Source organism: Yersinia sp. 1252 StPb PI (assembly GCF_048593885.1).
Taxonomy (GTDB): domain Bacteria; phylum Pseudomonadota; class Gammaproteobacteria; order Enterobacterales; family Enterobacteriaceae; genus Yersinia; species Yersinia enterocolitica_E.
Map to the genome: position 1 here is coordinate 15,261 of NZ_JAZGQE010000022.1, position 26,605 is coordinate 41,865.

The window sequence follows — 26,605 nt, forward strand, 5'->3', positions numbered from 1 at the left end:
GGAATATAATCAATAACAGTATACTCAATAGAATGAATATATATGGACAATATTCACGCTATTAACTGGCTAATTATAGCCCACTCAGCATATCAATATTAAGCAAGATGTGAACATCAAAAAACCACAATATTAACGTATATAAATTAACAGATTAAAAAGATATATACTGAGATAAGGACTATTGCAATTCAGATTATAAGAACATTGAGGGTTGTCTCAGATTCTCATTGTGTTAGGGTATATGGCGCTCTATTTTTTCATCAGGATAACATTGATCGAATAAACATAATTCAAAATTGACAGAGGAATACACCAGCTGCATGGCAATTAAACTCGAAGTAAAGAATCTATATAAAATATTTGGTGAGCATCCAGAACGGGCTTTTAAGCTGCTTGAATCAGGTAAGAATAAAGAGCAGATATTTGCCAAAACGGGTTTGTCCGTTGGCGTTAAAGATGCCAATCTGGCCATTGAAGAAGGCGAGATATTCGTCATCATGGGGTTATCCGGTTCTGGTAAATCCACCCTGGTACGCCTTCTCAATCGTCTGATAGAACCCACCCGTGGAGAAGTACTGATCGATGGCGAAGATATTGCCAAAATATCTGATAGTGCCCTGCGCACCGTACGCCGTAATAAGATCAGTATGGTCTTTCAGTCCTTTGCATTAATGCCCCATTTGAATGTTCTCGATAACACCGCATTCGGTATGGAGCTGGCTGGCGTCCCTTTGCAGGAACGTCACGACAAAGCGCTGGAAGCACTGCGTCAGGTGAGTCTGGAAAGCTACGCCCACTCCTACCCCGATGAACTTTCCGGCGGGATGCGTCAGCGCGTCGGTTTAGCCCGGGCGATGGCCAATAACCCTGACATCTTATTAATGGATGAGGCCTTTTCAGCGCTAGACCCCTTAATACGTACAGAAATGCAAGATGAGCTGGTCAAATTACAGGCCAAACATCAAAGGACCATTGTCTTTATCTCTCATGATTTGGATGAAGCCATGCGCATTGGTGATCGTATCGCCATTATGCAGGGCGGCGAAGTAGTACAGGTCGGCACCCCGGATGAAATACTGAATAATCCGGCTAATGACTATGTGCGCACCTTCTTCCGTGGCGTCGATATCAGCCACGTCTTTAGTGCCAAGGATATCGCGCGCCGTCGCCCGGTATCATTAATTCGTAAAACCCCGGGTTTCGGCCCTCGTTCAGCGTTAAAACTGCTTCAAGATGAAGACCGCGATTATGGCTATGTGCTGGAGCGCGGGCAGAAGTTTATTGGCGTGGTATCGATAGATTCACTGAAAAAAGCCTTGGCGGAGAGCCAGTCGCTGGATAGTGCCTTACTGGCCGATCCAGCGCCGGTTCCCGCAGATATGCCCCTCAGTGAGTTGATTTCACTGGTTGCCCAGGCCCCGTGTGCGGTCCCTGTGGTCGGTGAAGACAACAGTTATATCGGTATTATTTCCAAAGCCATGCTGTTGCAGGCTTTAGATAAGGAGACGCCAAATGAGTGATCCAATTCAAAGCAGTACCCCCGTAGACAGTAATCCTTGGGCGACGGATGCGGCAGCTTCAGCAGCACCGGCGGCAACAGATACCGCCCCTCAGACACTGTCAGCCGCTGTTGACCCGTGGGGAGCGAGCATGGCAGAGGGTAGCCATGCCGCCAGCAGTACCAGCCATGAGGTTGCTTCTCAGGCCGTTCAGAGCACTGCGACACAAAGTACCGATTGGTTGAATAGTACTCCGGCCGCTGCTCCCGAGCATTTCAGTCTGATGGATCCGTTTCATAACACTTGGGTGCCACTGGATTCCTGGGTCACCCACGGTATCGACTGGGTTGTGCTGAATTTTCGCCCCCTGTTCCAGGGTATTCGTGTGCCGGTTGATTTTATTCTCAGTGGCTTTCAGCACCTGCTACTGGGCATGCCAGCACCGATCGCCATTCTGGTTTTCGCGCTGATCGCCTGGCAGTTCTCCACCTTAGGAATGGGCGTAGCAACCCTGATATCACTGGTTGCTATTGGCGCTATCGGTGCGTGGTCACAAGCAATGGTGACACTGGCGCTGGTTCTGACTTCGCTGTTCTTCTGTATTCTTATCGGGCTACCGATGGGGATATGGCTGGCACGCAGTAATAATGCCGCACGTATAATTCGGCCGTTACTGGATGCCATGCAGACTACACCAGCATTCGTTTATCTGGTACCCATCGTCATGCTGTTCGGTATCGGTAACGTCCCCGGCGTGGTCGTGACCATCATCTTTGCGCTGCCACCCATTGTTCGTCTGACCATTTTGGGCATCAAACAGGTACCAGAAGATCTTATCGAAGCCGCTGAATCCTTTGGTGCCAATCCACGCCAATTACTGTTCAAAGTGCAGTTACCGCTGGCGATGCCAACCATCATGGCAGGCGTGAACCAAACCCTGATGCTGGCACTGTCGATGGTAGTCATCGCCTCGATGATTGCTGTAGGGGGCTTAGGTCAAATGGTACTGCGCGGTATTGGCCGCCTTGATATGGGGCTGGCCGCAGTCGGTGGTGTCGGTATTGTGATTCTGGCGATCATCCTTGACCGCCTGACCCAATCATTAGGCCGCGATCGCCGTACCAAAGGCATTGGCCTCTGGTATACAGCCGGCCCGATTGGGCTTATCACCAAACCCTTTAGAAATACTAAGTAATTTCAAATTATTACGCTCAAATTTAAGCGTAATTGTCGCAGGCAGTTTGGACATGGACAGCGCGCAATCACCGCAACGTACATACAGTACGTAAGGATGATGAGCACTGTCCTCGTTCAAAATGGCAAGTAAAATAGCTTAAAAAGGAACAACTATGCGTTCGACAGGAATCTGGGCCTTGGCCCTCACCACACTGATCAGCACTCAGTTATCCGCCGCAGAATTACCGGGCAAAGGCATCACTGTCCAGCCGCTGCAAAGTACCATTTCGGAAGAGACCTTCCAGACCTCTCTGGTCAATAAAGCCTTGGAAAAACTCGGTTACGATGTCCAACCGACCAAAGAGGTAGATTACAACGTCGCGTATTCAACTATCGGCGCAGGTGATGCCACCTATCTGGCGGTAAATTGGGAACCACTGCATAACGACCAATATAATGCTGCCGGTGGCGATGCCAAATTTTATCGTCAGGGTAACTATATTGAAGGATTGGCACAGGGTTATCTGATCGATAAAAAAACCGCTGATAAATACCACATTACCAATATTGAGCAGCTAAAAGATCCGAAAATCGCCAAATTGTTTGATGCTAATAACGATGGTAAAGCCGACCTAACCGGCTGTAACCCAGGTTGGGGCTGTGAAGCACCGATAAATCATCAGATCAAAGCTTATGGTCTGAGCGATACCGTTATCCATAATCAGGGTAACTATGCCGCGATGATTGCCGATACGATTACACGTTACAAAGAAGGCAAACCAATCCTGTATTACACCTGGACACCTTATTGGGTCAGTGATGTATTGGTGCCGGGCCGTGACGTAGTATGGTTGCAGGTTCCCTTCTCTTCCCTGCCAGATAAAACTATCGACACCAAGCTGTCTAACGGTGCGAACTACGGCTTCCCACCGAGTGTGATGCATATCGTGGCTAACAAAAAATGGGCTGAAGCTAACCCGGCCGCCGCTAAGCTGTTCTCTATCATGAAATTATCGATTAATGATGTGAATGCTCAGAACATGCGGATGCACGCGGGTGAATCGTCAGATGCCGATATTGAACGTCATGTGAATGGTTGGATTCAGGCCCATCAGGCCACCTTTGATGGTTGGGTAAAAACAGCGGCGCAAGCAGGTAATGCGAAAGCTACGCAGTAAATTCTAAATGGGTTTATTGATGTGTTACCCAAGGGGGGAGTTCTATTATTTTGCCCCCCAGCGGCTTCAAGTACCAAGGGTATAGATACAACGAAGCCCCGAGTTAGCAATAACTCAGGGCTTCTGAATGTTGGCGGTGCGGACGGGACTCGAACCCGCGACCCCCGGCGTGACAGGCCGGTATTCTAACCGACTGAACTACCGCACCACGCTGCTGTTCCGGTTAAGAACGAGACGGATATTACGTATGGAATGCAATCTCGTCAATACTTTTTCCAGCAAAATAAGCCGGTTGCGCAGTTTTTCATCTGGAAATCATTTTATTCTGCATTTGCACTATCTTCCGATTCAAGCGGCATCCGCCACAAACAACTGCCGCCCTTCTTCATCACCAAATCCAGACGCGATTCATGGGCTGACAACTCCTCTTCAGCCGCATAAATTACTTTCAACGCAGATGCTGGCCGGGTAATACGCTGGATATTTTCAGAAGAATCATTCTGCGACTGATCACCTTCCATAGAGAAAGACAGAGACGTCTGACCGCCGGTCATCGCCAGATACACTTCTGCCAGAATTTCGGCATCGAGTAATGCGCCGTGCAACGTTCGCTTGGTATTATCTATCAGATAGCGATCACATAACGCATCAAGGTTATTACGCTTGCCGGGGAACAGGCGGCGCGCCAATAACAGGCTATCGGTGATGGTACAGAAGGTTTCCGTTTTCGGAATATCTTGCTGCAACATACGGAACTCGTAATCCATAAAGCCGATATCAAACACCGCATTATGAATGACCAGTTCAGCACCACGGATAAACGCGAGAAACTCCGGTGTAATATCAGCAAATGTGGGTTTATCAGCCAGAAACTCATCACTGATACCATGGACACCGTAGGCCTCTGGGTCGACCAGACGGTCCGGTTTCACATACACATGGAAGTTTCTGCCGGTCAGACGGCGGTTGATCACTTCAACAGCACCGATCTCAATAATCCGATGGCCTTCATAATGAACGCCCAGCTTATTCATACCAGTGGTTTCAGTATCCAGAACAATCTGTCTGGTCGGGGTAACTTGCATATTGCCAGTGCTCATAGCGCTCGTTTATGTCAGACTTAACGTTTAAACAGATAGGAAGAGTCTACCAGAGATGACTAAACAGGTAGAAATTTTCACCGACGGATCTTGCCTTGGCAATCCTGGCCCCGGTGGTTATGGCGCAATTATGCGTTACAAACAACATGAAAAGACCTTTAGTGCTGGCTATCGTTTGACAACCAACAACCGTATGGAGTTGATGGCTGCTATCGTCGCCTTGGAGGCATTGACATCACCTTGCCACGTGACGCTCAGCACTGACAGCCAATACGTGCGTCAGGGCATCACACAGTGGATCCACAACTGGAAAAAGCGCGGGTGGAAAACCACAGACCGCAAACCGGTACGTAACGTAGATTTATGGCAACGGCTGGATCTGGCAATCCAAGGCCATACCGTACAATGGGAATGGGTTAAAGGCCATGCTGGCCATCCTGAAAATGAGCGCTGCGATGAACTGGCACGCCTTGCGGCCAATTCACCGACACAAGACGATATTGGTTATATCCCCAACTAACTCTTCTTACCTGACGTTGCCACGGTATTAGTGGCTTTCACACACCGAATCAAGGTTGGTCGCGATAACTTTTGGTTGCGCCAACCGCACGGCTAAACCAAGGCTTACGTGCACCAAACTTCATCGGATTAAATGTTAAAGGTATGGTGCGCTTACGGGCCACAATCAGGCTGACACACCCCAGCGCATGTAGATGGGTGCTGATAAAGCGCCCACCTTCTTTATGCCAGGGTAAAACGTGAAAGCACGACATATGCATAACTTCATAATTCAGCAAACTCAGCCAATCCAGCAAACGCATCTGAGTAAACATTCGGCTAATATAAGGCTGGCGCTGGCGTAATATTGGCACCAGCTTGCCGGCACCCAGCACACTCATCGGATTGAAGTTACTGATAATCAACCAGCCGTCATCAATAAGCACCCTATCTGCCTCACGCAAAATACGATGTGGATCAGTGGCATAGGCTAAAGAATGAGATAACAGACAGGCATCCACTGACTTTTCAGCAAAAGGTAACTGGTATGGGCTGGCCAGCACCTGCATATTAGTACCTTGTTCCCCCACATTAACCTGATGGGAGATAGCACATTTATCGCTGGCGATTTCCGCACTCAACTGGCCTATTTTCAACAGATGAAAACCAAATAGCTTCGGCCACCAAGGTTGTAATTGCTGTTCAAGCGCCGCACGGTAATACTCTCCCCAAGGTAACTCCGCCCAAGATGCGGGCGCATCGATCTGTTGGTGTGTTTGCGCTGGTTTCATGTTTCTACCCAATAGATTTCAAGGTGCAGGAAGGTGGCAAGTAAGTGAACCCCGATAAGCTAATCCCCGTAAGTGATGCGGATGAACGGGAGCCGCCAATACACCTGCGATTTGAAAGATGACGGGTATATTATCTTCTTTCACACTCAAGCGGTTGCCAACAAAAAAGAGGTATCCAATGAATCTTATCAGTATTCCGGCATTTCAAGACAATTACATTTGGTTATTGGCAAACCCACAAAAACACTGCGTTATTGTTGATCCGGGTGAATCAGCGCCGGTGCTGTCTGCACTGGCACAAGGCCAATACACTCCTCAGGCCATCCTGCTCACCCATCACCACAACGATCACGTCGGTGGTGTGGCACAATTACACCGCCATTTTCCTAATATTCCCGTCTATGGTCCGCAGGAAACAGCAAATAAAGGTGCGACAGTTATCGTAAATGGGGGTGATCACCTGACAATTGATGGTCAAAACTACACCATTATTGCCGTCCCTGGCCATACCCTTGGGCACATTGCATACTACAGCGAACCTTATCTTTTCTGCGGCGACACACTTTTTTCTGCCGGCTGCGGCAGACTATTTGAAGGCACACCAGAGCAAATGTATGCGTCAATTCAACGACTGGCGCAGCTTCCCGCTGAAACCTTAATTTGCAGCGCGCATGAATATACTCTCGCAAATCTTAAGTTTGCTCGTTTCATTTTGCCCGCAGATCAAGATATTGCTACATATCAACAACAAATCATGCAATTACGGGCAAAAAACCTACCTAGTTTGCCGGTAAAATTGCAATTAGAGCGTAAAATTAATGTTTTTTTACGTTGTGATGACATTGATTTACAAAGGAAAATAGGCGTTATCTCGCCACCAGACTCACTTGCTTCAGTTTTTTCCGAATTACGCGCCCAGAAAGACCGCTTCTGAGCTTTTAGTTGTGTTTTTTGTCGAAGCAAAGTATGATTGGTCGTCTTTTAAGCAACTGACATTGACACACACATGAAGACCAAAGCGATATTTCTCGCCTCAGTCTTGCTTGTTGGGTGCCAGACGTCCAAGCAGGACGTACAGGTTCCCGTACAGCATGCGCAGAGTTTGTCTTCAGCAGGTCAAGAGAGTGAAGCAGGAGAGTACACAAATAGCGTCCGAGAGGGCAGCGCGCGATGGCTTGATAGTGAAAGTGGCCTCGCGCAGCAAGATTTGTGGAACTTCATTAGCGACGAGCTGAAGATGAAGGTTCCGGAAAATTCCCGGATCCGTGAACAAAAGCAAAAATACTTAAGAAATAAGAGCTATCTCCACGATGTAACATTACGGGCAGAGCCGTACATGTACCTGATAGTCGAGCAGATTAAGAAACGTAAAATGCCGATGGAACTGGTACTGCTACCCATAGTGGAGAGCGCTTTTGACCCACACGCGACATCATCCGCCAACGCCGCAGGGCTATGGCAGATAGTGCCGAGTACAGGTCGAAACTATGGCTTGAAACAAAACCAATGGTATGACGGCCGCAGAGATGTGGTTGCTTCTACCAAAGCAGCGCTTGATATGATGGAGCGCCTGAACAAAATGTTTGACGGTGACTGGTTGTTAACAGTCGCTGCTTATAACAGTGGTGAAGGCAGAGTCATGCAAGCGGTGAAAGCTAATAAGGCAAAGGGTAAACCGACCAATTTTTGGGCATTGTCGCTTCCACGTGAAACGTCAATTTATGTTCCAAAAATGCTGGCCTTGGGTGATTTAATCAAGAACAGCAAAAAGTACGGTATAAACTTGCCAGAACCCGACAAAGACCGTGCATTAGCACGTGTTGATGTAGGTCAGCAGATACAGCTAACTCAGGCGGCTGAGATGGCGGGGATGTCACTTACTAAGTTGAAATCCTTTAATTCTGGGTATAAGCGCAATGTAACGGCACCTGATGGACATGGTCCTCGTTATATTATGTTGCCAAAGGCCCATGCTGAGCAGCTTAAAGATTCATTGGCAGATACTGATATTGCCGCCGTTCAACCAACCAAGTTGGCACAGAACAGCTCAAAATCAGCATCAGGTTCGCAGTATAAAGTTCGCTCCGGTGATACCTTATCTACGATTGCCAAGCGGTTGAATATCAAGACCAGCGATTTGCAGAGTTGGAACAACTTACGTGCCAAGAGCACCTTAAAAGTTGGGCAAACCCTGCAACTGGCAAGCAATACAACGACCAGCAACAGCATCACCTATCAGGTTCGTAAAGGTGATTCTTTTGCCAGTATTGCCAAGCGTCACGGTGTAAACACCGACGATGTGATGCGATGGAATTCGGTAGTCAGCAAGGCTAATAGTTTACAACCAGGCTTGAAATTGACGTTGTTCGTTAACGGCAAATCGACCCCGGATACGTAGAGTCAGAATCGCGATTAAAGCTGTTAAAAAGCACCCTTCGGGGTGCTTTTTTTATGGCTGAAATTCAACCAGCAGTGGATTGTGATCAGAGGCTCGAGTCACTAATACCGATGCATCTGCCAGAGTAAGACCCCGATAAAAGACAAAATCAAGCGGTCGGCCAAACGCACGGCTACGGTTATCAGCCCGGAATTCAACTTCAGCTAACCCCACCACTTGGGCAAAGCACTGTAAAGCATTAACCCGCTGTCGGCTCCAGGCATTAAAATCCCCCGCCAGAATCACCGGGCCACGATGCATCGCGATTTGTTCCCCAATGGGCTCGAGTTGTTTACTGTAAACATCAACACCAAGACTGAAATTCACCGCGTGAATATTCACCACCATCAATAAACGGCCGTCATGGATTGGGTAAACAGTAATTAAGGCCGATTTAGACAACCGCAGTAACGGCTCTCTCTCACGCAGGGGGCAACAGTAGACCGGATGGGTGGCTGCAAGCGTCATCACACCTGAAGGGTGCTGAGGCAGTGCAAAGGCAGGAACCTGATCGGCCGCCTGATAGTGAGACGTAGCAAACCGCACCAGCTCAGGTGTTGTTTGTGCTTCTTGCAGTAACATCAGTTGAGTATCACGCCCGAACTCTTTGAGCACCGAGAGCCATTGCGCCCGCTGCTGCTTAAAGATATTCCACACCATCACCCGCAAAAATTCAGATGTCGGCAATGGCGCGCCTGGCGGTAACCCCAGCCCCAGTTGCTTAGCAGAACCTGGGAAGATTTGTTCAACCGGTTGACCTGCAACATATCGCATGGCATATGTTCGTTTCGGCACTTTGATGGCCTATTCCTTATTCGAAATCACTCTGGCTCGAGAGGTAACAACAGCCGGTAGTTCACTGATTATACGCCCAGATGCTGCTGTCAGTAATTTCTTTTAGCCACGATATTATTCTGATGTTGGGATACACAAGCAGAGATTCAATCTATGTGATTCATAATGCACTAATAAGCCTGCTATTAACAAAGAAGCCCACAATCGCGGGCTTCAATAGATACTGGCAGGGATTTAGCTGACAGCAACTTGCCGTGGGTGCTTCTTATCCAGCTTGCCACTCAGTGTCACCAGTAATAGCGCACCAATAACAATCACGCCACCGATCCAAGGGGTCTGAGCCAACCCAACCCGGATAACTGTCTGCCCACCAATAATCGATCCTAACGCGATTCCGACATTAAACGCCGCGATATTCAGGCCCGAAGCAACGTCAACGGCATGTGGCGTATATTCTTGCGCTTTCTGCACTACATAAACTTGTAAACCGGGGACGTTACCAAAGGCAAAAATCCCCATGACCAGCAACGTAATTAATGCCGCAATACTGTGGTTGGCACTGAATTGGAAAACAAACAGTAAGACAGCAAGTGCGGTAAAAATAAAACTCAAAGCAGGTACTGCACCATGGCGGTCTGCGAGTTTACCGCCCCAGATATTGCCGATAGCGACCGATACCCCATACGCCAGTAAGATCCAACTCACTGCGGCAGGTGAGAATCCTGCCAGCTCTTGCATCACTGGCGCGAGGAAAGTAAACATGGTGAAGAAACCACCGTATCCCAAGGCGGTAATGGCATAAATCAGCAGTAAACGTGGGTGGGTGAGCACCTGTAGTTGCTGCTTTATACTGGCTGAAGCCTTATTGGGAATATTACTGGGAACCAAAATGGCGCTGGCAATAATGGCAATGACCCCAATCAGTGACACCGCAAGGAAAGTCTCCCGCCAGCCAAAATGCTGGCCGATAAATGTCCCGAGCGGAACCCCAGTCACCAGTGCCACCGTTAAACCACCAAACATAATAGCAATCGCCGACGCCGCTTTCTCCTTTGGCACCAAACTGGTAGCAATAGTCGAACCAATCGAGAAGAACACACCGTGGGCCAGACCGGTGAGTAAACGAGCAACAACCAGAGTCTCATAACCAGGTGATTGCCAGGCTAATAAGTTTCCCAGGGTGAACAAGACCATCAAGCCAATCAATAGCATTTTACGCGGTATGCGCCCGGTTAATGCGGTTAACACTGGAGCACCAATAGCAACGCCCAATGCATAGATTGAAACTAATAAACCGGCGGATGGCACAGAAACTGCCAGTTGTTCTGCGATGGTCGGAACCAGCCCGACAATCACAAATTCAGTGGTACCAATAGCGAATGCACTGATGGTCAGTGCCCATAATGCAAGCGGCATAATTACTCCAGAAATACGGGTCAATTTGATAGCGGCTATTATGTACCTATGGTTAAATGACAAAAATGCTCAAAATATCAAAATATTTTTGCTGGAGTGGCAACAATGAAAGCGCATTCAGATGAACTGATTACTTTTGTTACCGTAGTGGAATGTGGCAGTTTTAGCCGTGCGGCAGAGCAACTCGATCAAGCTAATTCAGTCGTCAGCCGGACAGTAAAAAAACTCGAAAGCAAGCTAGGGGTGACGCTGTTAAATCGCACAACCCGGCAAATCAGCCTGACACAAGAAGGCGAGCACTACTTTCGGCGAGTGCAAAATATTCTGCGGGAAATGGCCACTGCGGAAAACGAGATACTCGATAATCAGTTAAATCCCAAAGGATTGCTGCGTATCGATGCTTCTACTCCAGTGGTGTTGCACATTCTGGCTCCGCTGATGGCGGAGTTTCGTCAGCGTTATCCGTTGGTGACATTATCACTGGTTTCGTCAGAAACCTTTATTAACCTAATTGAAAGAAAGGTTGATATTGCTATTCGGGTCGGCACGTTACAGGACTCAACCTTACGTGCCAGAAAGCTGATGACCAGTTACCGCCATATTTTGGCCTCACCGGCCTACCTAAAGCAACATGGCACCCCACAAACGGTGGCTGATTTACAGCATCATTTATGTCTGGGGTTCAATGATTTACCGGTGTTAAATCGTTGGCCGCTCGCAGGTGCTGATGGGCAACTTTATGAAATAAATTCAGATTTAACGTCAAATAATGGGGAGACGCAACGCCGCCTTTGCCTTGAGGGAAATGGCATTGCTTGCTTATCGGATTTCATGATCAGAGGCGATCTACAACGCGGGGACTTAGTGCCGCTACTGGTAGAACAGACTCTACCCGTCGTTATGCCGATTAATGCGGTGTATTACAGTGATCAGGCCGTCAGTAACCGGCTGCGTTGTTTTATTGATTTTATCAATGAACGTCTGGCACAAATGTTCCCAGCAAAATAAAAAACCACCCAACATAGGGTGGTTCAGATAATGGTTTAAAGCGTGATCAATCCCATGCAGGTGCCAGGCCTTCAGGGCTGACTAACCTCTCACCACGATCCAACGACGCTATCAGTGCCATATCTTCGGCACTCAAGCGCAATTCCTGCGCTAACATGTTACTGGCCAGATTAGCGGCTTTGGTCGATGACGGGATCACGCTATAGCCCAGTTGCATCGCCCAGCTTAAAATCACCTGAGCGGGAGTGGCACCATGTTGCTCCGCAATCGTTTTAATCACGGGCTCTTCTAGCGCTTTACCATAAGCCAGCGTCATATAAGAAGTGATCGCTATGCCATTTTCTTTCGCAAATTCAACGACCTTACCGTTCTGTAATAAGGGTGACAGTTCGATTTGGTTGGTAGCAATTGCCTCGGCCCCCACCGCCGCAATGGCCTGTTTCATTAAATCGATGGTGAAGTTAGAAATACCAATCTGCCGGGTTAAGCCCAGCTCTTTGGCTTTCACTAATTCAGCCATAAATTCAGCGACGGGTACTTCATCGTTTGGCGAAGGCCAGTGAATCAATGTTAAATCCACATAGTCTGTTCTCAGCTTCTGCAAGCTCTCTTGCAGGCTAGGGATGAGCTTGCCCTGCGCTAAGTTAGCAATCCAAATCTTAGTGGTGATAAATAGCTCATCACGCTGGATGCCGCTTTGCGCAATAGCTTGGCCAACAGCTGCTTCATTTTCATATATTTGTGCGGTATCGATAACACGATAGCCCGCGGTTAATGCCTGACTCACTGAATCAATAACAACTTGATCTTGAAGACGAAAAGTTCCCAGGCCGAATGCAGGTACGCTCATAGTAATTCCTCATTTTGAATTTTTATCGTGCTTAGACATGTTTAAAATTGGCTGATTACCGGGGGCCATTTACCCGAGCCACCCGGTAAAAATCTGAACTGATTATGCCCAGAGTTTTATTGCCAAAAAATGCCATATTCAACACAATACTTTTGATAAAAAATCAACAATGAGGAAAGCAATGGCGGTTACGGCCAGCGACGGATCACCAATGAGGTGTTAATGCCGCCAAACGCGAAGTTATTTGTCTGGAAGAATTCGGTATCAATATAACGCCCCTCGCCCATCAGGTAATCCAGGTCACCACAGGCAGGATCAGGGTCAGTTAGATTAATGGTTGGTGCGAAACGCCCGGCCCGCATCATCTCCAGACTCATCCAGGCTTCAAGAGCACCGCAAGCCCCTAGGGTATGACCAAAATAACTTTTCAAAGAGGAAATGGGGGTCCGGTTACCAAAAACAGCCGCCGTAGCCTGGCTTTCTGCAATATCGCCACGTTCAGTCGCGGTACCATGAGCACTGATATAGCCAATATCAGCGGCAGCCAGGCCCGAGCTTAGTAACGCCTTTTCAATGCAGATTTGCATGGTCTCTTTTTGTGGTTGAGTAATATGGCTAGCATCGCAATTAGTATAAAAACCAATGATTTCACCGTAAATAGTGGCACCACGTGCTTTGGCGTGCTCCAGTTCTTCCAGAATCAACGTGCCAGCCCCTTCACCAATAACCAAGCCATCACGTTGGCGATCAAATGGCCTTGGTGATAATTTTGGTGAATCATTTAGCTGGCTAGTAGCAAACAAGGTATCAAATACCGCCGCCTCGGAAGGACACAGTTCCTCTGCACCACCAGCAACCATCACTTTCTGGTAGCCATGACGGATTGCTTCATAGGCATAACCAATTGCCTGACTACCTGACGTACAAGCACTTGAGGTAGGAATAACCCGCCCGCGCAACCCAAAAAACAGCCCAGTATTCACCGCCGCTGTATGCGGCATCATTTGCACATAGGTGGTGCCGGTAATATTGTTGGTGTGTTTTTCGGTTAACATTGTGGCAAATTCACTCACCGGCTTAGTGCTACCGGTAGAAGAGCCATAGGCAATCCCTGTATCCCCATTGGTAAGTACATCTTCCCCCATCAGACCCGCTTGCTCTAGCGCCAGCTCAGTGGCTCTGGTGGCCAATAAGGATACCCGCCCCATCGAGCGGATGCGTTTACGGGTGTAATGTGCGGGCACCACAAAATCATCAATCGGCGCACCTAAATGGGTATTCAACCCCTGATATTCTTCCCACTGCGGCAGGTATTGCACCGCATTTTGACCGGCATAAATACGTGCTGAAATATCCGCCCAGTTATTGCCAAAGGCAGTGACCCCACTCATGCCGGTAATCACAACTCTATTGATGGCAACCATCCTGCTGCTCATACCATTCCTCCATTAATTGAAATCACCTGACGCGTGACATAACCGGCGATATCTGACATCAGGTAACTGGCTAAACCAGCCACCTCTTCAGCCTCTCCCATCCGTTTAAGTGGGATCATCCGCATGGCTTCTTGCAGCGCGATAGGCTCCATATTGATCATGCCAGTATCAATCAACCCAGGTGCAATACAATTCACGGTAATTTTGCGTTTAGCCAACTCCAGCGCCAGAGCCTTACAAGCCCCGATAATCCCCGCTTTAGCCGCACTGTAATTCACCTGACCACGATTCCCCATCACACCGGAGACCGAAGAAAGCGCAATAATGCGCCCGCCGTTACGTAAACCGATCATCGGCATTACGCAGGGGTGCAACACATTATAGAAACTGTCCAGATTGGTATGAATGACGCCATCCCAATCCTCTTGCGTCAATGCTGGGAATGCACCATCACGCGTGATACCAGCATTGTTCACCACACCGTAGTAAGCACCATGAGTGGCTATATCCTGCTCGAGTACCTCTTTACACTGCGGCCTGTCGCTGATATCAAAACAGATCAAGCGCCCTTCACCACCCGCCTCAATAATCTGAGCCAGTGTCGCTTCACCGCCAGTAAGATCTTGGTGATAATGAACAACCACTAAAAAACCATCCGCAGCCAGACGGTGTGCGATGGCCCGCCCGATCCCTTTGCTGGCCCCGGTGACTAAAACAGAACGCTTCATGCGCCTTTCCCCAATGTGAGTTTTTTTATTTCTTCGGCATCTGGCTGATAAGTATTTAGCCGACCACGAGCAACCTGCTTTCCAGCCATGTTGATACTGCACTCGAAACTGCCAATTTTTTCATCTTGCAGGATTAACTGGACACAAACCTGAAGTTCGCTACCCGCAGGAAATGCCGGTAATTCACAGCTGATAGCTCGCCCACCAAGTAGCATCCCTATCGTGGGAGGTATCGCTTGCGCCAAGCCATGCCAGCCACGCCACACGCCGATAGTTTGTGCCATTAATTCGATAGCAAACCAGTTGGGGAGGCAGCCCTGAGCATCGAGGAACGGCGCAAGCACCCCATGCTTACTCAAGGTGACCCTGCATTCAGCCCCGTCCTCCCCTACCCAATGGACGTTATCCAGCATCACCATTGGTGATTGATGTGGGAGGTAATGTTCAGCGGAATACGCCATCAGCCGGCTCCTAATATCACACACGCATTGTTGCCACCAAAAGCGAATGAGTTCGACAAAATAACCGGGGTTTTAAGTACTTCCGGCTTGGTGACCAAATTAATCTCGGCCAAAGTAGTATCCCAAGAAGCATGAGAAAAATCTTGTACTGGTAAGGGTAGAGTCCGGCTCAATATCAGCCAACTGAGTGCCGCCTCTGTGGCCCCAGCGGCCCCCAGCGTATGCCCGGTAAGATGTTTAGTTGAACTACAAGGTGTCTGATGACCAAAAACCCTATTCACGACCTGCGCTTCTATCTGATCATTTAACCGCGTCGCCGTGCCATGCAGATTGATGTAGCCCACATCAGCGGGCTGCAACTCTGCCTGACGTAATGCCATCCTGATAGCCTGTTCCGCCCCATGCCCTTCAGGATGGGGGGCGGACATATGCCAGGCATCGGAGGACTCCCCAACCCCGAGTAACGCTACAGGTGAAGGTTCACGTGATAATAAAATCAACGCCGCTGCCTCACCCACGTTGATCCCTTGGCGCTCGGCGGCAAAAGGGGTACAACGCTCAGCTGAAAGTGACTCCAGGCTATGAAAACCATTGATGGGCATACGACATAAACTGTCAGCGCCACCGACTATCGCCGCATCGACTATTCCAGACTCGATCAAACGCTTACCGCTGATAATCGCCCGTACACTGGAAGAACAAGCCGTAGACACGGTATAACTCGGGCCATTCAGCCCCAAATAACGCGAGAGGAAGATGCCAGGATCGCCTAACTCCTGCTGTTGATAGTGATACCCTGGCGGAAACTGCCCGGCGACGTCACCAGAACCAGGCTGATATTCTCTAACCGCCCGTTCCCCCTCAAAAATACCTGAGGTGCTGGTTCCCATAATCACAGCAACCCGTGATACACCATAGCGAAGAATGCATGCGGAAACCTCAGGTTGAATCTGCGACAATGCCGCCAACAACAGGCGATTATTCCGGCTATTGTGCTGCGAAAGTGGCTCGGGCAAAGTAGGCAATTCAGTATTCACGGCCCCCAGCCAAATCGGGGAATCACCCAAGAGCCACCCTTGCTGGGGGGCCATGCCTGGGGCTAACCCGGCACTAAGGCTCGCACTCACTTCAGACAATGAGCTGCCTAACGCATTAACCATGCCAACAGCAGAGAAATAGACCATCGCTGTTACTCCTCCACATTTTGGATAGTAATACGGTAGTGAAAGACAAATTGCTCAATAGTGATAGGCTTACGGGTGTTACCTGATAGCTGGTAGCGAATCTCTGTCACTATTTGGTTTTTGTCATCATAGAGTCTGCGTGTATCCCCTTCATCCACCAGCCGCCAATTTTCGGGTAATAACGGACGCCATGATGTGATGGGCCAATAACTCAGCATAATATCGGCAAGAACCTGATTTGCTGGAGGTAATCCAACAATTTTCATGGTTTGCTCTAAATGAATACCTTGCAGGTCATAGGAAACCTTGAACAAGCGGATCCCAAGCGGCGACAGCCCCACCAAGGTTAAGCGCTGCCCATCAGCCTGAAGCAACACTAATAATGACTGCTGCTTCCCCTGCGCTGTTGCGGTCAGTAATTGCTGCTGATTGATAGGTTGTGCCAAAGTCGGTGGCGGCAAAGCGACCCGCACTCCGGGCTTAAGCCAGGCTTTAGGCTGTGTTTGGTCCGGCGAACTGGCACACCCTACAATCAATAAGGCTAAAACGAGTAACACCCCACAGCGTTTATAATTCACCCCGGCTCTCCTTTTGGCTTGGGCAGCGCCAGAGGCGCTAATAAGAAGGCTGTAAACACACCACTGCTCAGCACAATGCCAAAGCTACTGATGGCTTGGGTGTGGCTAAATACCAGCATGCCGAAAGTCAGTTGCGTGGTGAACACCGCCATAAAAATAGCAAACATTGACGTGCTAGGCGTCCCTCGGGGATTGGTAAAGAACAGGGTATAATTGATGCCAATCCCCAGAACCAATATTAATGCCAGCAACGAGAAGAGATTTAACGAGTGGCCGGTAAGAGAAAGTACCGCCAGCCCCATCCCCAATGAAAGTATCGTCGGTGCCACACAATAGAGGCCGCGACGCAGACCCAGGCGCCAGCAATAGACTACAGCTATAGCAACCACTGCAATGAGTAACAACCATGATAGATAGGCACGGTAAAGAGAAAACAGCGCATTGAACTCTGTTTTCCTGTCAACCCAAGTTACTCCTGGCACGGACTCCGCTAACTGTTGCAGTGCCGCCGGATTACTGACACCACTTACCGGCACCAACATCGCCGTGCGCCCATCAGGCAATGAGAGCCAAAGCAATCGCCAGCCCTCACTGACCACCGAGCCAAGCCATTGCTCCGGGGTCACCCATGTCTTCTGGTTGCCTTGTGCTGGCAAGTCTGGCAGAGAAACGCTAATACCCGCCTGTTGCAATTGGTGGATAATAGTTGGCGCGGTTTGCTCAAGTAATGCCAGATTTTGTTGCTGCCGCAATAATGATGGCAACGGCAACACACGATAACTTTCAATCCATCCAGCCTTTTTCGCCTGTGATAGCTGTGGTGAGAATTGCTCCAGACGTTGCAATGCCTGCTCAGCATTATCACCATACACAACGAACCATTTCTGGTCGCTGTGCTGGCCGGTAAGTGCCGCAATGCGCTGTTCCTGTTGCTGGAACTCACGCGGCATCGCCTGCAATTCACTGATATCGTCATTAATTTTTAATGTGGCTAACCCACTGATAGTCAAAATAGCAATCAGGGCCGGCAAGCCTAAACGTAACATTCGGTTGTTTTGCCAACTCTCTAGCCACAGATAAATAAGCTTTAGGCGCGGAACCGGGCGCACCGGCAACCGTTTAGCCAATATCGGATACCAACACATCACCGTGATACAGGCGGCGGTTAGCCCTGCGGCGGCAAAAACAGCCAATTGCTGCAACCCAGGGAAAGGCGCAATAAGCAGAATCAGATAGGCAATTACGGTGGTGAGTAGCGCCATTGACAGGGCTGGGAAAAGTTTTGCCAGGCTCTCCAATGGCGTCGTTTGACCACCGTGTGCCATGCGGTCTGTCAGGTAATAAAGCGTGTAATCCGCTGAAATACCAATGATACTGGCACTCAATACCAGCGTCATAACATGGACTTCGCCAAAAACCAGTAACGTGGCAACCGCCCCAGCCAATGCCCCAATAGTTATTGATAAAAGGCATAAGGCGAGTGGCAATAGCGATTTAAACATTATCAATATCAGCAGGAATACACCGGCGACGGAGATCAAACCAATGGTCGAGATATCACTTTCAGCCTGCTGACTCGCGTAATTACTGTAAAAAAGCGTGCCGCGTTCCAAGACTTCAGTACCGGGCCAACGCTGCTGAAGCTGCTGCTTTAATTCAGCCAATGACTCAACGGTGCTACGGGCACTGGCCATATCATAAGATGAAGCGCGTAATTCACCGTGAATCAAATACCATGGGCGGCCCTGGCTATCTTTCGCCACCAGCCAGCCCTTACTGATACCTAATGCCCCACTGTTTTGTTGTTGCGCTAACTGAGAGCCACGAACCAGCAGTAAAGGATCATACTGCAACTCTTTACCACTCACGCCAGCAAATGCCGAATACGCCTGCCCCAATATCCACTGAGCCTGCGCCGCTCCACCATGGCTTAATCGCAGACGGGTAGCCTCATCCAACAATACATTACGATGCTGAAAGAAAAAGGCGCCCCACTCCTGTAAACGTTGAGCAGTCATCTCACCACTGACCTGATGCAGCGCAGGCATTGTTTGTAACTGCTGCAACCACCAGTTCACCGGAGCCAATTGGTCTTCTGCTGGGCTAACCAGCCACACTAATTGGCGATCCAGACGCTGATTAAACCCTGCGGTTAATTCGACAGGTACGCCAGTCAACTCCTGCTTGGGCAATAGTGCCAAGACACTACTGTTAATCTGACTACGCGGGATCAGCCAGAGTAATGTTGCCAGTAACAGCAAACAGATAAGTAACCAGCCGATAGCCAGTTTTCGATGGCAATCAGTGCGCAAAAAGCTGCTGTTCGGCATGGCTCAGTATCTTAGGTTCAGTTAATTGGTTGAAAAACCGGATGTGGGTCCCATCTCCCTGCATATCTTCAATATCGATAGTTTCCAGAAAATATTGACCGTGCAACGTGATGCTTTTAAAGAGCTTATCCAATGGCGTGGTTTTCGGGGTGAGCACTAACACCCAACGATCCTGGCCACTATCAGTGAAAGCTAAGGTAAAATTCTGCTCCAAAATCGATGTGTCAGCATGAAATAGTGCCGTTAATAAGTGATTAAATTGGAACATTTGCGGATTGCTGTCAGCAGTAATAACCTGCGCAGGCTGGCCGGCCATGGTTTGCACCATGCGCTTATCGTCGAGTAGCAGTGTCAGAACGAAAGGTTGCTGCTGTGACCACCACAGCCCTTTATCCTGTGAAATCAGTAAATTACCACTTGATTTTAAAGGTTTATTCATTCCACTAATACTGCGCTGCTGTTCAAATTCGGCGCGCAACACCGGTTGTTCGCTGAATCGTTGTTGTAATGATGCCAACGTTACCGCATGAGCGCTGATAGTTAGACACAGTAAGAGAACGGTGAATATCGATTTCATGAGACGATACCCATTCTTTCCAGCAGTACCGGCGGTGAAACAAAGCTCATTTCTTTCGTGGATGCTTTAACGGCAACCTGAATGGTGTAGCCGGTTGTCATGCGCTTCCCGCTGGTCGCATCATAAATCTGGTAACCGATACGTAAGCGGTTCTCATATTCTTCAATAGAGGCACAAATATGAATACGCTGTTCAAATTCGAGCGGAGCAATGTATTTCACTCGCGTATCAACTATTGGCCACACATAGCCTGACGCCTGCATCGCGCGGTAGCCATAATCAATTTGATTCAGTAAAGCCTCACGAGCAATTTCAAAATAACGGAAATAATTGCCATGCCACACCACCCCCATAGGGTCAATATCATGAAACGGGATATTGTGAACTATCCGGGTAGTAAAACGCGGGTCATCGGGTAAATTCATGTCACTGATTTCCTTGGTTTGGCTTTTCATCGTTTAAATGCCAAAAATCATAAAAATTAAACCAATCGAGCGGCGCTAATAAACTGTAGTGCTCCAGGCGGGCGGCGTAACTATCCACTGCCTGTTGCAATGCCGACTGACGATTTGCTCGCGGTAATATCAATGGATCGGCGAAAGGTTCAAAATAAACATGTAATCGGGCAGCAGATGCGGGATCAATAACACCTGATGGTGCAGCCAACTTCCCTTGCCCGCCGAGTTTTAAACCAAACATCAAAAACACCGGGCAGCGCAATGCCGCAGCTAACGCAAACGGCCCAACCGGGAAAGGTGCTGGGTGGCCTAAGAAGGTGCTCCAAATGACTCTTGGTTGGTTATCTCGTTGATAAGGGCTAACGGAGGTTCTGTCACCAACAATCGCGACCCACTCCCCTTCATCCAGCTTCTGGCGCAATAAAATGGCGGTATCAGGTCCAATTGAGGTTACCTGGATAAGGTTAATCAGTGCGTGTGGGTTAATCTCCTGCATGACCTGATTAAAACGGGCGGCATGCTGGGTAAAGACCAATGCATTAACTTTTACACCAACAGATAGCTCAGCCAAAGCACGACAAGATTCAATATCACCTAAATGCGATGCCAGAATTAGCGCCCCCTGACGGCTGGCAATTTGTGCCTCACAGCGCTCACGCCCAACCAAAACCACATCTTTACCCATCACTAAATCCCCTTGCCAGCTCGCCAGTTTATCGAGCATCGACTCACCAAACCGCATGAAATGGCGGAAGCTGTTTAAGGATGCCGGTAAGGGGTGATTTTTCTGTTTGGCGAAAGCCGTAAGCTGTTGTAAATAATGGTTTGATGCCTGGCGCTGACGATGACCGGTAAGCCAAAAATAGCCAATAACAGGATATAACAACAGGTTAAAAGTTGTGCGCCCCAGAATTTTATAACTGCGTAACATCAAGCGCATCCCCCACAAACCATTGCGTTCTTTCGTCTGGGACCAATGGTGCTCGGGCTTTTGCATGTTACGCTTTAGCAACGCAGGAATACGCGGCAACATGCCAAAAAATAGCCGGGTATGCATCCACGAAATACGTAAGTTGTCATGCAGCGCATCAAAATGTGAAATACCTTCTGCGGGATAGGTGACCTGTGTTGGCAAGAACCGGCTCTCAGTTCCCTGCCAATATAATCTCACCATCACCTCAGTATCAAAATCCATTCGCACACCCAATGGGTGCCGGGCAGCCAAAGCCTGTGTTTCGGCAATCGGATAAACGCGAAAACCACACATACTGTCTTTCAGCGACAGAGATAAGGTTTCGATCCATACCCAGAAGTGGGTGATATAGCGGCCATAAAGCCGCGCCTTCGGTACTGACTCATCGTAAACCGGCCGCCCTGAAATCAAATGATGGGGGTATTTCTCCGCCTCGAGCAGCATTATTGGAATATCAGATAATTGGTGCTGACCATCAGCATCGACTTGTAGCGCATGGCTGTAACCCTGCTTTTGTGCCACGCTCAATCCATTCAGAACGGCATGCCCCTTCCCCCGATTTTCGGGTTGTGTTATTAGCACCACCCACGGGTATTTCGCCGCCAGGCGTGTTAGCTCATTGGCAGTATCAACATCACTGCCATCATCAATTATCAGACACGGCAATTGATACATAGCCAACTGAGATAAAACACCCGCCATAGTCTCACCATGATTGAAACAAGGGATAACCACGCACGGTGCGAAAGTGGTTACTGACATAGGGATATTTTTCCACTACTGGCAGTTATTTCGCCATGGACAAGGTACTTAAACATCAGTTTATGATTTGTTCGTTCCCAATTAAGTACGAGAGTGACTTCATCATCAGGCATCAGTGGCCGCTGGAATTTTACGACATCGATACTTCTCACGACCGGCAACTGACCCAGTAGCTGATTGGCGTAGTGCATAACCCAATTGATTTGTGCGACTCCGGGCAATATTGGACAGGTGGGGAAATGACCACTAAACCACAGTAAATCAGCAGGTAATAAGAGATCGATGCTGGCAAAGTGATCACCTGTTATTTGCTGACTGACGACGACGGGCAACATCATAAGAATAGCTCCTGTAAGCGGGCATAATCACGCTTCCCTTGTGGATTCAGCGGGATAACATCAATCACACGTAAACGACGAGGAACAGAGACCGGCTCAAGCCAGTGACGCAAAGTGTTGCGTAAGCGTTGAGTAAAAGCCCTCAATGACGCGGCTGCAAGTTGCTCTTTACCTGTGTCGGTCAATACCACAACAGCAGCTATGTTCACTCTTTCGTTTTGGCTTAAGACCAATACCGTCGCATCTGCAATTTCAGGAAGTGATATTAAGCGCTGTTCTATCTCGGTGAGTGAAACACGCTTCTCTTCTATTTTAACTATTCGATCTTTACGCCCCAGCAGATAAAAACGCTGCCGGTTATCAGATAGCTCAATAATATCGCTCATTGGTATACCTGTTGATTCAGGTATCAAGGCAGAGTAAACAGTGAAAGTATTGTCGCTGTTGATGTCCAAACTGACACCGGAGAAAAACTGCCATGCTTGTTCAGGTGCTGATTGGTGGCGATAAGCAATAACACCGGTTTCAGTGGCACCATAAATCTCTGTTGGCAATGTACCCAGTGTATTTAAGGTAGATTGCGCATCCTGATAACCGAGCGGCCCGCCAGCGGAAAATATCTGTCGACACAAAATCGGCGACAATTTTGTATCCATGCGCTTTAAAAATGCCGGACTGCTGATAAATATCGGTGAGCAAGATTCAGGTAGTGACTGAAGTTGTTCATGATAACCAATCAACTCAGCCTGAAAGGGAATACCCAGCGAGAGGGGTAAAAAGATACGAAAAGTCAGCCCGTATAAATGTTGATGAGACACCGACGCAACAATTAATGGGTTATTCTTTCTATCAAAACGCCCTCCCCATTGAACAGCCAGCCAATGGCTTTCGGTATCCAAACTCGCAACAGATTTAACGACTGCTTTGGGAGCCCCCGTAGAACCTGAGGTGAAGAGGATTAATGACGCAGCAGAAGGCCAATCAGGTAGTGGATGATAGGCAGCCTCACTAGAGGCATGGCTTGCGACTATAACGCTTGGACAGGCAAGATTCAGTAATTGATCCGTCAGCAGGCCATCAAACTCATGCAATTGCTCTTTGAGAACGGCCTCACGTGCATGGCCGAAAATTACCGGCGTTTTTTGGCAATACAGCGTAGCCAGCAGTGCAACAGTAAACCAATAGCTATTTTCAAAACATAATGCCCAGCGCTGGTTGGGTAAAAAATTAATTTTATTAAATAGATAGGTAACATCGCACCTGAATTGACTCAAGGTTATGATCTTTGCGCCACACATGGCGATAACCAGGCCATCATCCCGAGAATGATCCAACCAATTCGCCATGGGTAGATTTACTGCTGTTGAACCCTTTTCCTGATTATCCATTCCAGACCCATCAAAGAACCAATAAGTAAATAGCTCAAGCCACCGTTATATAAAGCCCATATATGCATATTGCCGTATAAACAGGTCGCCACAGCAATGGTGCCATTTACTGCAAAAAATCCGCACCATACCTGTGTCACCTTTCGGGTATAAGCCACCGCTCGGGAAGATAATTCAGGCTCGGACAGCCTTGCCAATCTTTCAATGATGGGTGGGGGGCGAAATAAAGAATAGGAAAACAGCATCAGTAAAATGATGTTTACCACGACAGGATAAAACAACAACCACTGCGCCTTGCCTAAACCCCAGCTTGCCAAAGACAGAATGATGCCAGCAAGCGCCAGCGCTTTACCTAACCAAAGTTGTTGCTTAATTTTGCTGCGCACGGTAACGAGGCGCAATGTAAACATTAATAACAATATTGGCGCTAATACCTGCATTCCCCAGCGCGACAAACCAAACCATACCGCCAGTGGGTAGGCTGTAAGTGCAATAACGGTGAGGATTTTGAGCAAAACAGTCAGGCGACCAATGAATAAATTACGCTGATTAGCTGTCACCTGATTTCACCATTTACGACTTGGTGTTTAATAAATTATCGACGGCATCGACAATATCTTGAACCGTTCGAACGGATTTGAACATTTCCGGCATTATTTTTTTACCCGTCACTTTCTGCAAATGTACAACCAGATCGACAGCATCAATACTGTCTAGCTCTAACTCTTCATAAAGCCGTGATTCTGGTTTGATGTCAGCTTCATCAATTTCAAAAAGCTTAACCAGAAGAGCTGTAATTTGCTGATAAATTTCTTGTTTTTCCATTATGACAATATCCTGTTAGTTACGCTGTTGAGAAATAAATTTCGCGAGCGTTTCTACCGAATAAAAGTGCTGACGCATATCTTCACTCTCAGCAGAGAGTACAACGCTATATCGGTTTTTGAGTGCTAATCCCAGTTCTAGCGCATCGATTGAATCTAAACCTAAACCGTCACCAAATAATGCAGCCTGTGAGTCAATATCATCCACCGACATACCTTCCAGATTTAGGGCATCAATAATTAGCTGTTTAATCTCACAACTTAGTAATTCCATTAACTCTTTCTCTTAGATTCAGGCATTAATGCGCAGGTTAAATGTTTAGTAAGTCGTCGTGCAGCAAGTGCTAACGATAAATCGCTATCTTGAATAAAGTCATTACTATTGATTTTATTTTGAACAATAATATTAAATTGAGGTTTTACCGGCGGTATATTATACCATTTTAGTTCTTTCGTCAGCATTGGTGGGTTGCAATCAATATATACTACGCGAATATCACACCCACTATGTAGCGCGATATTCGCCGCTCCTCGTTGCAAATTCAGGGCACAACCTGCGGTTGTTCTGGTCCCTTCAGGAAATATAAGGATACTTCCCCCTCGGCCTAAACGCGCTTTACAGTGTGCTAATAATTTATCCGATTCAGCATTAACTAAGTATCCTGCGGATTTAATCACACCGGAAACAAATATGTTATTTAACAATGCTTCTTTGACAATACAATCACATCTTGGCATGTGTGCTGCCAACAGCACATAATCTAATAAGCTAGGATGGTTAGCAACAATCAGACACCCCGAGTCCTCACAAAACAGCTCATTATTTTCTATTTGATAATCAAAAACACCCAGAAATTTAGCAATACGCAAAAACAGTTGAAAACTATAACGAATACTTTGCTGAGTGATCTGGTTACGCACTACTTCAGAGCGAACAATTAGGCGCAGAGAGGTAAACCATAGAATAGATAATAACAGCCCACCCAGGCCAAAAAGTGCAAAACAAAAACCGGTTGCAGCCACTCGCCATAACCGATTTAGCAAAGAAGAATGTTGAGGTGCAGTTTGTACTGCAAGAGAGCTGTCCATCACTGACTCCAGTGCCAATTATTATGCTGGCCTTGTATAACGAAAGAACCCTTTTTGCTCAACCAATTACGTAAAAAACTAAGACCCTGAGGCAATTCAGAATTATTAACATCAATCTTAGAAATACGTTCACACTGTAAATCATCGCCGGTGGTTAACACTAATGCCAAGGCATAGGGCAACCCTATTGGAGAAGTCTGAGAATGATAAAAATCAGGCATTACTCCATCGAAATCGACCAATAACACACGCTCAGCGCCGCAAGCCAGCATCCCCATAGCTTCGACTATACCTTGTTGAAAACTATCTATGCCTGCGGCAAGAGACGTCACTGGCATGGTATTGCTCGCCATGATAGTTAACCAACCGGAGGCAGTATTATGCACTGACATAGCAAAATCTGTTGGCGAAATATTCTGCTGCTGATGGAGGGATTGCAATATTTTATAAGTGCGCTCTAATTCCCCATGGCGACTGGTAAATATCGCCATATCAGCCGTGTCTTCCTCTAGTAACGAAAGCCCCGCTTCAACGGCTAGTCGGCTGCCTGTACTCATTCTTCTAGCGGACATCATAGGGATATGCGATGACTTGGGTAAATCCCCTTGCCATGTCGCCGGGAGTGCCTCCTCCTGTGCCCAGGCAAGCCAGTGCTCTTGCGACGCCATACCAGGAGCCAAAGCACGCCAGTTCAATACATTCAATGAATGAGCCACGATATCAGAACT

Annotated in this window: 28 protein-coding genes and 1 tRNA gene; 7 read left to right on the forward strand and 22 right to left on the reverse strand. The window is 48.0% G+C overall.

Annotated features, from left to right (window positions below; genetic code table 11):
* The first annotated feature begins 323 nt into the window (after positions 1–323).
* From proV to proX, 3 genes are all read left to right on the forward strand, one after another.
* Complete coding sequence (proV, locus tag V2A85_RS05595) at positions 324–1,523, forward strand: glycine betaine/L-proline ABC transporter ATP-binding protein ProV (RefSeq protein ID WP_083163015.1); 1,200 nt, start codon at positions 324–326, stop codon at positions 1,521–1,523.
* Positions 1,516–2,697, forward strand: coding sequence for a glycine betaine/L-proline ABC transporter permease ProW (proW, locus tag V2A85_RS05600; RefSeq protein WP_420071026.1), 1,182 nt, complete (start codon positions 1,516–1,518; stop codon positions 2,695–2,697). Before proV ends, proW begins: the two co-directional genes overlap by 8 nt.
* Positions 2,698–2,851: 154 nt before the next feature.
* The gene (proX, locus tag V2A85_RS05605; protein ID WP_083163011.1) at positions 2,852–3,856 is read left to right on the forward strand and encodes a glycine betaine/L-proline ABC transporter substrate-binding protein ProX; all 1,005 of its coding nucleotides are present in this window, start codon (positions 2,852–2,854) and stop codon (positions 3,854–3,856) included.
* A 131-nt stretch (positions 3,857–3,987) separates the two neighbouring features.
* Here the strand turns inward: proX and V2A85_RS05610 are convergent.
* Positions 3,988–4,064: transfer RNA gene (locus V2A85_RS05610), tRNA-Asp, on the reverse strand.
* Positions 4,065–4,176: 112 nt separating this feature from the next.
* On the reverse strand, positions 4,177–4,941 hold the full coding sequence (gene dnaQ, locus V2A85_RS05615; RefSeq protein WP_420071033.1) for a DNA polymerase III subunit epsilon: 765 nt from the start codon (positions 4,939–4,941) through the stop codon (positions 4,177–4,179).
* 70 nt (positions 4,942–5,011) lie between these two features.
* On the opposite strand from dnaQ, the gene rnhA reads away from it, so the two are divergent.
* Positions 5,012–5,476: a ribonuclease HI gene (rnhA, locus tag V2A85_RS05620; protein ID WP_050074222.1), complete on the forward strand. Its 465-nt coding sequence runs from the start codon at positions 5,012–5,014 to the stop codon at positions 5,474–5,476.
* Positions 5,477–5,525: 49 nt separating this feature from the next.
* Here the strand turns inward: rnhA and V2A85_RS05625 are convergent, their stop codons facing one another.
* A complete protein-coding gene (locus V2A85_RS05625; RefSeq protein WP_083163007.1) occupies positions 5,526–6,245 on the reverse strand; it encodes a class I SAM-dependent methyltransferase in 720 nt (239 codons plus the stop codon).
* A gap of 178 nt (positions 6,246–6,423) precedes the next feature.
* Here V2A85_RS05625 and gloB point away from each other — a divergent pair, with 178 nt between their 5' ends.
* Together gloB and mltD are read left to right on the forward strand one after the other, a co-directional pair.
* Positions 6,424–7,179 (forward strand): hydroxyacylglutathione hydrolase, encoded by a 756-nt coding sequence (gloB, locus tag V2A85_RS05630; protein ID WP_372559734.1) that lies wholly within the window; start codon positions 6,424–6,426, stop codon positions 7,177–7,179.
* 72 nt (positions 7,180–7,251) lie between these two features.
* Positions 7,252–8,643: a murein transglycosylase D gene (mltD, locus tag V2A85_RS05635; RefSeq protein WP_083163003.1), complete on the forward strand. Its 1,392-nt coding sequence runs from the start codon at positions 7,252–7,254 to the stop codon at positions 8,641–8,643.
* Between the two features lie 51 nt (positions 8,644–8,694).
* On the opposite strand, the gene V2A85_RS05640 is transcribed toward mltD, so the two are convergent.
* Positions 8,695–9,477 (reverse strand): endonuclease/exonuclease/phosphatase family protein, encoded by a 783-nt coding sequence (locus V2A85_RS05640; protein ID WP_083163001.1) that lies wholly within the window; start codon positions 9,475–9,477, stop codon positions 8,695–8,697.
* 234 nt (positions 9,478–9,711) lie between these two features.
* A complete protein-coding gene (locus V2A85_RS05645; RefSeq protein ID WP_420071027.1) occupies positions 9,712–10,893 on the reverse strand; it encodes an MFS transporter in 1,182 nt (393 codons plus the stop codon).
* Between the two features lie 105 nt (positions 10,894–10,998).
* Between V2A85_RS05645 and yafC the strand changes: the two genes are divergently transcribed.
* Positions 10,999–11,901, forward strand: coding sequence for a DNA-binding transcriptional regulator YafC (gene yafC / locus V2A85_RS05650; protein ID WP_420071028.1), 903 nt, complete (start codon positions 10,999–11,001; stop codon positions 11,899–11,901).
* Positions 11,902–11,947: 46 nt separating this feature from the next.
* Here yafC and dkgB read toward each other — a convergent pair whose 3' ends face one another.
* From dkgB to V2A85_RS05735, 17 genes are all read right to left on the reverse strand, one after another.
* Positions 11,948–12,751 carry a 2,5-didehydrogluconate reductase DkgB gene (gene dkgB / locus V2A85_RS05655; RefSeq protein ID WP_372559737.1) on the reverse strand — a complete coding sequence of 268 codons (804 nt, stop codon included), beginning with the start codon at positions 12,749–12,751 and terminating at the stop codon, positions 11,948–11,950.
* Positions 12,752–12,939: 188 nt separating this feature from the next.
* The gene (locus V2A85_RS05660; RefSeq protein WP_372559943.1) at positions 12,940–14,175 is read right to left on the reverse strand and encodes a beta-ketoacyl-ACP synthase; all 1,236 of its coding nucleotides are present in this window, start codon (positions 14,173–14,175) and stop codon (positions 12,940–12,942) included.
* An 8-nt stretch (positions 14,176–14,183) separates the two neighbouring features.
* Complete coding sequence (locus V2A85_RS05665) at positions 14,184–14,915, reverse strand: 3-ketoacyl-ACP reductase FabG2 (RefSeq protein ID WP_420071029.1); 732 nt, start codon at positions 14,913–14,915, stop codon at positions 14,184–14,186.
* Positions 14,912–15,376, reverse strand: a complete 465-nt coding sequence (locus V2A85_RS05670; protein ID WP_372559739.1) for a 3-hydroxy-fatty acyl-ACP dehydratase — start codon at positions 15,374–15,376, stop codon at positions 14,912–14,914. Before V2A85_RS05670 ends, V2A85_RS05665 begins: the two co-directional genes overlap by 4 nt.
* Entirely contained in the window at positions 15,376–16,560 is a 1,185-nt protein-coding gene (locus V2A85_RS05675) for a beta-ketoacyl-[acyl-carrier-protein] synthase family protein (RefSeq protein ID WP_372559740.1), read from the reverse strand. The genes V2A85_RS05670 and V2A85_RS05675 overlap by 1 nt, the downstream gene beginning before the upstream one ends.
* 5 nt (positions 16,561–16,565) lie before the next feature.
* The gene (locus V2A85_RS05680; RefSeq protein WP_372559741.1) at positions 16,566–17,138 is read right to left on the reverse strand and encodes a DUF3261 domain-containing protein; all 573 of its coding nucleotides are present in this window, start codon (positions 17,136–17,138) and stop codon (positions 16,566–16,568) included.
* Positions 17,135–19,468 carry an MMPL family transporter gene (locus V2A85_RS05685; protein ID WP_420071030.1) on the reverse strand — a complete coding sequence of 778 codons (2,334 nt, stop codon included), beginning with the start codon at positions 19,466–19,468 and terminating at the stop codon, positions 17,135–17,137. The genes V2A85_RS05680 and V2A85_RS05685 overlap by 4 nt, the downstream gene beginning before the upstream one ends.
* On the reverse strand, positions 19,440–20,045 hold the full coding sequence (locus V2A85_RS05690; RefSeq protein WP_420071031.1) for a LolA family protein: 606 nt from the start codon (positions 20,043–20,045) through the stop codon (positions 19,440–19,442). The genes V2A85_RS05685 and V2A85_RS05690 overlap by 29 nt, the downstream gene beginning before the upstream one ends.
* Positions 20,042–20,470 carry an acyl-CoA thioesterase gene (locus V2A85_RS05695; protein ID WP_372559744.1) on the reverse strand — a complete coding sequence of 143 codons (429 nt, stop codon included), beginning with the start codon at positions 20,468–20,470 and terminating at the stop codon, positions 20,042–20,044. The genes V2A85_RS05690 and V2A85_RS05695 overlap by 4 nt, the downstream gene beginning before the upstream one ends.
* Before the next feature lies 1 nt (position 20,471).
* Complete coding sequence (locus tag V2A85_RS05700; RefSeq protein WP_372559745.1) at positions 20,472–22,238, reverse strand: glycosyltransferase family 2 protein; 1,767 nt, start codon at positions 22,236–22,238, stop codon at positions 20,472–20,474.
* Positions 22,229–22,576, reverse strand: a complete 348-nt coding sequence (locus V2A85_RS05705; protein WP_372559746.1) for a hydroxymyristoyl-ACP dehydratase — start codon at positions 22,574–22,576, stop codon at positions 22,229–22,231. The genes V2A85_RS05700 and V2A85_RS05705 overlap by 10 nt, the downstream gene beginning before the upstream one ends.
* Positions 22,573–23,922: an AMP-binding protein gene (locus V2A85_RS05710; protein ID WP_420071034.1), complete on the reverse strand. Its 1,350-nt coding sequence runs from the start codon at positions 23,920–23,922 to the stop codon at positions 22,573–22,575. Before V2A85_RS05710 ends, V2A85_RS05705 begins: the two co-directional genes overlap by 4 nt.
* 8 nt (positions 23,923–23,930) lie before the next feature.
* Positions 23,931–24,524 carry a hypothetical protein gene (locus V2A85_RS05715; protein WP_420071032.1) on the reverse strand — a complete coding sequence of 198 codons (594 nt, stop codon included), beginning with the start codon at positions 24,522–24,524 and terminating at the stop codon, positions 23,931–23,933.
* A gap of 13 nt (positions 24,525–24,537) precedes the next feature.
* Positions 24,538–24,789 carry an acyl carrier protein gene (locus tag V2A85_RS05720; protein WP_083162978.1) on the reverse strand — a complete coding sequence of 84 codons (252 nt, stop codon included), beginning with the start codon at positions 24,787–24,789 and terminating at the stop codon, positions 24,538–24,540.
* A gap of 15 nt (positions 24,790–24,804) precedes the next feature.
* A complete protein-coding gene (locus tag V2A85_RS05725; protein WP_083162977.1) occupies positions 24,805–25,062 on the reverse strand; it encodes a phosphopantetheine-binding protein in 258 nt (85 codons plus the stop codon).
* Entirely contained in the window at positions 25,062–25,877 is an 816-nt protein-coding gene (locus V2A85_RS05730) for a lysophospholipid acyltransferase family protein (RefSeq protein ID WP_193784791.1), read from the reverse strand. The genes V2A85_RS05725 and V2A85_RS05730 overlap by 1 nt, the downstream gene beginning before the upstream one ends.
* Positions 25,877–26,593, reverse strand: coding sequence for a beta-ketoacyl synthase chain length factor (locus V2A85_RS05735; RefSeq protein ID WP_372559748.1), 717 nt, complete (start codon positions 26,591–26,593; stop codon positions 25,877–25,879). The genes V2A85_RS05730 and V2A85_RS05735 overlap by 1 nt, the downstream gene beginning before the upstream one ends.
* Positions 26,594–26,605 lie beyond the last annotated feature (12 nt).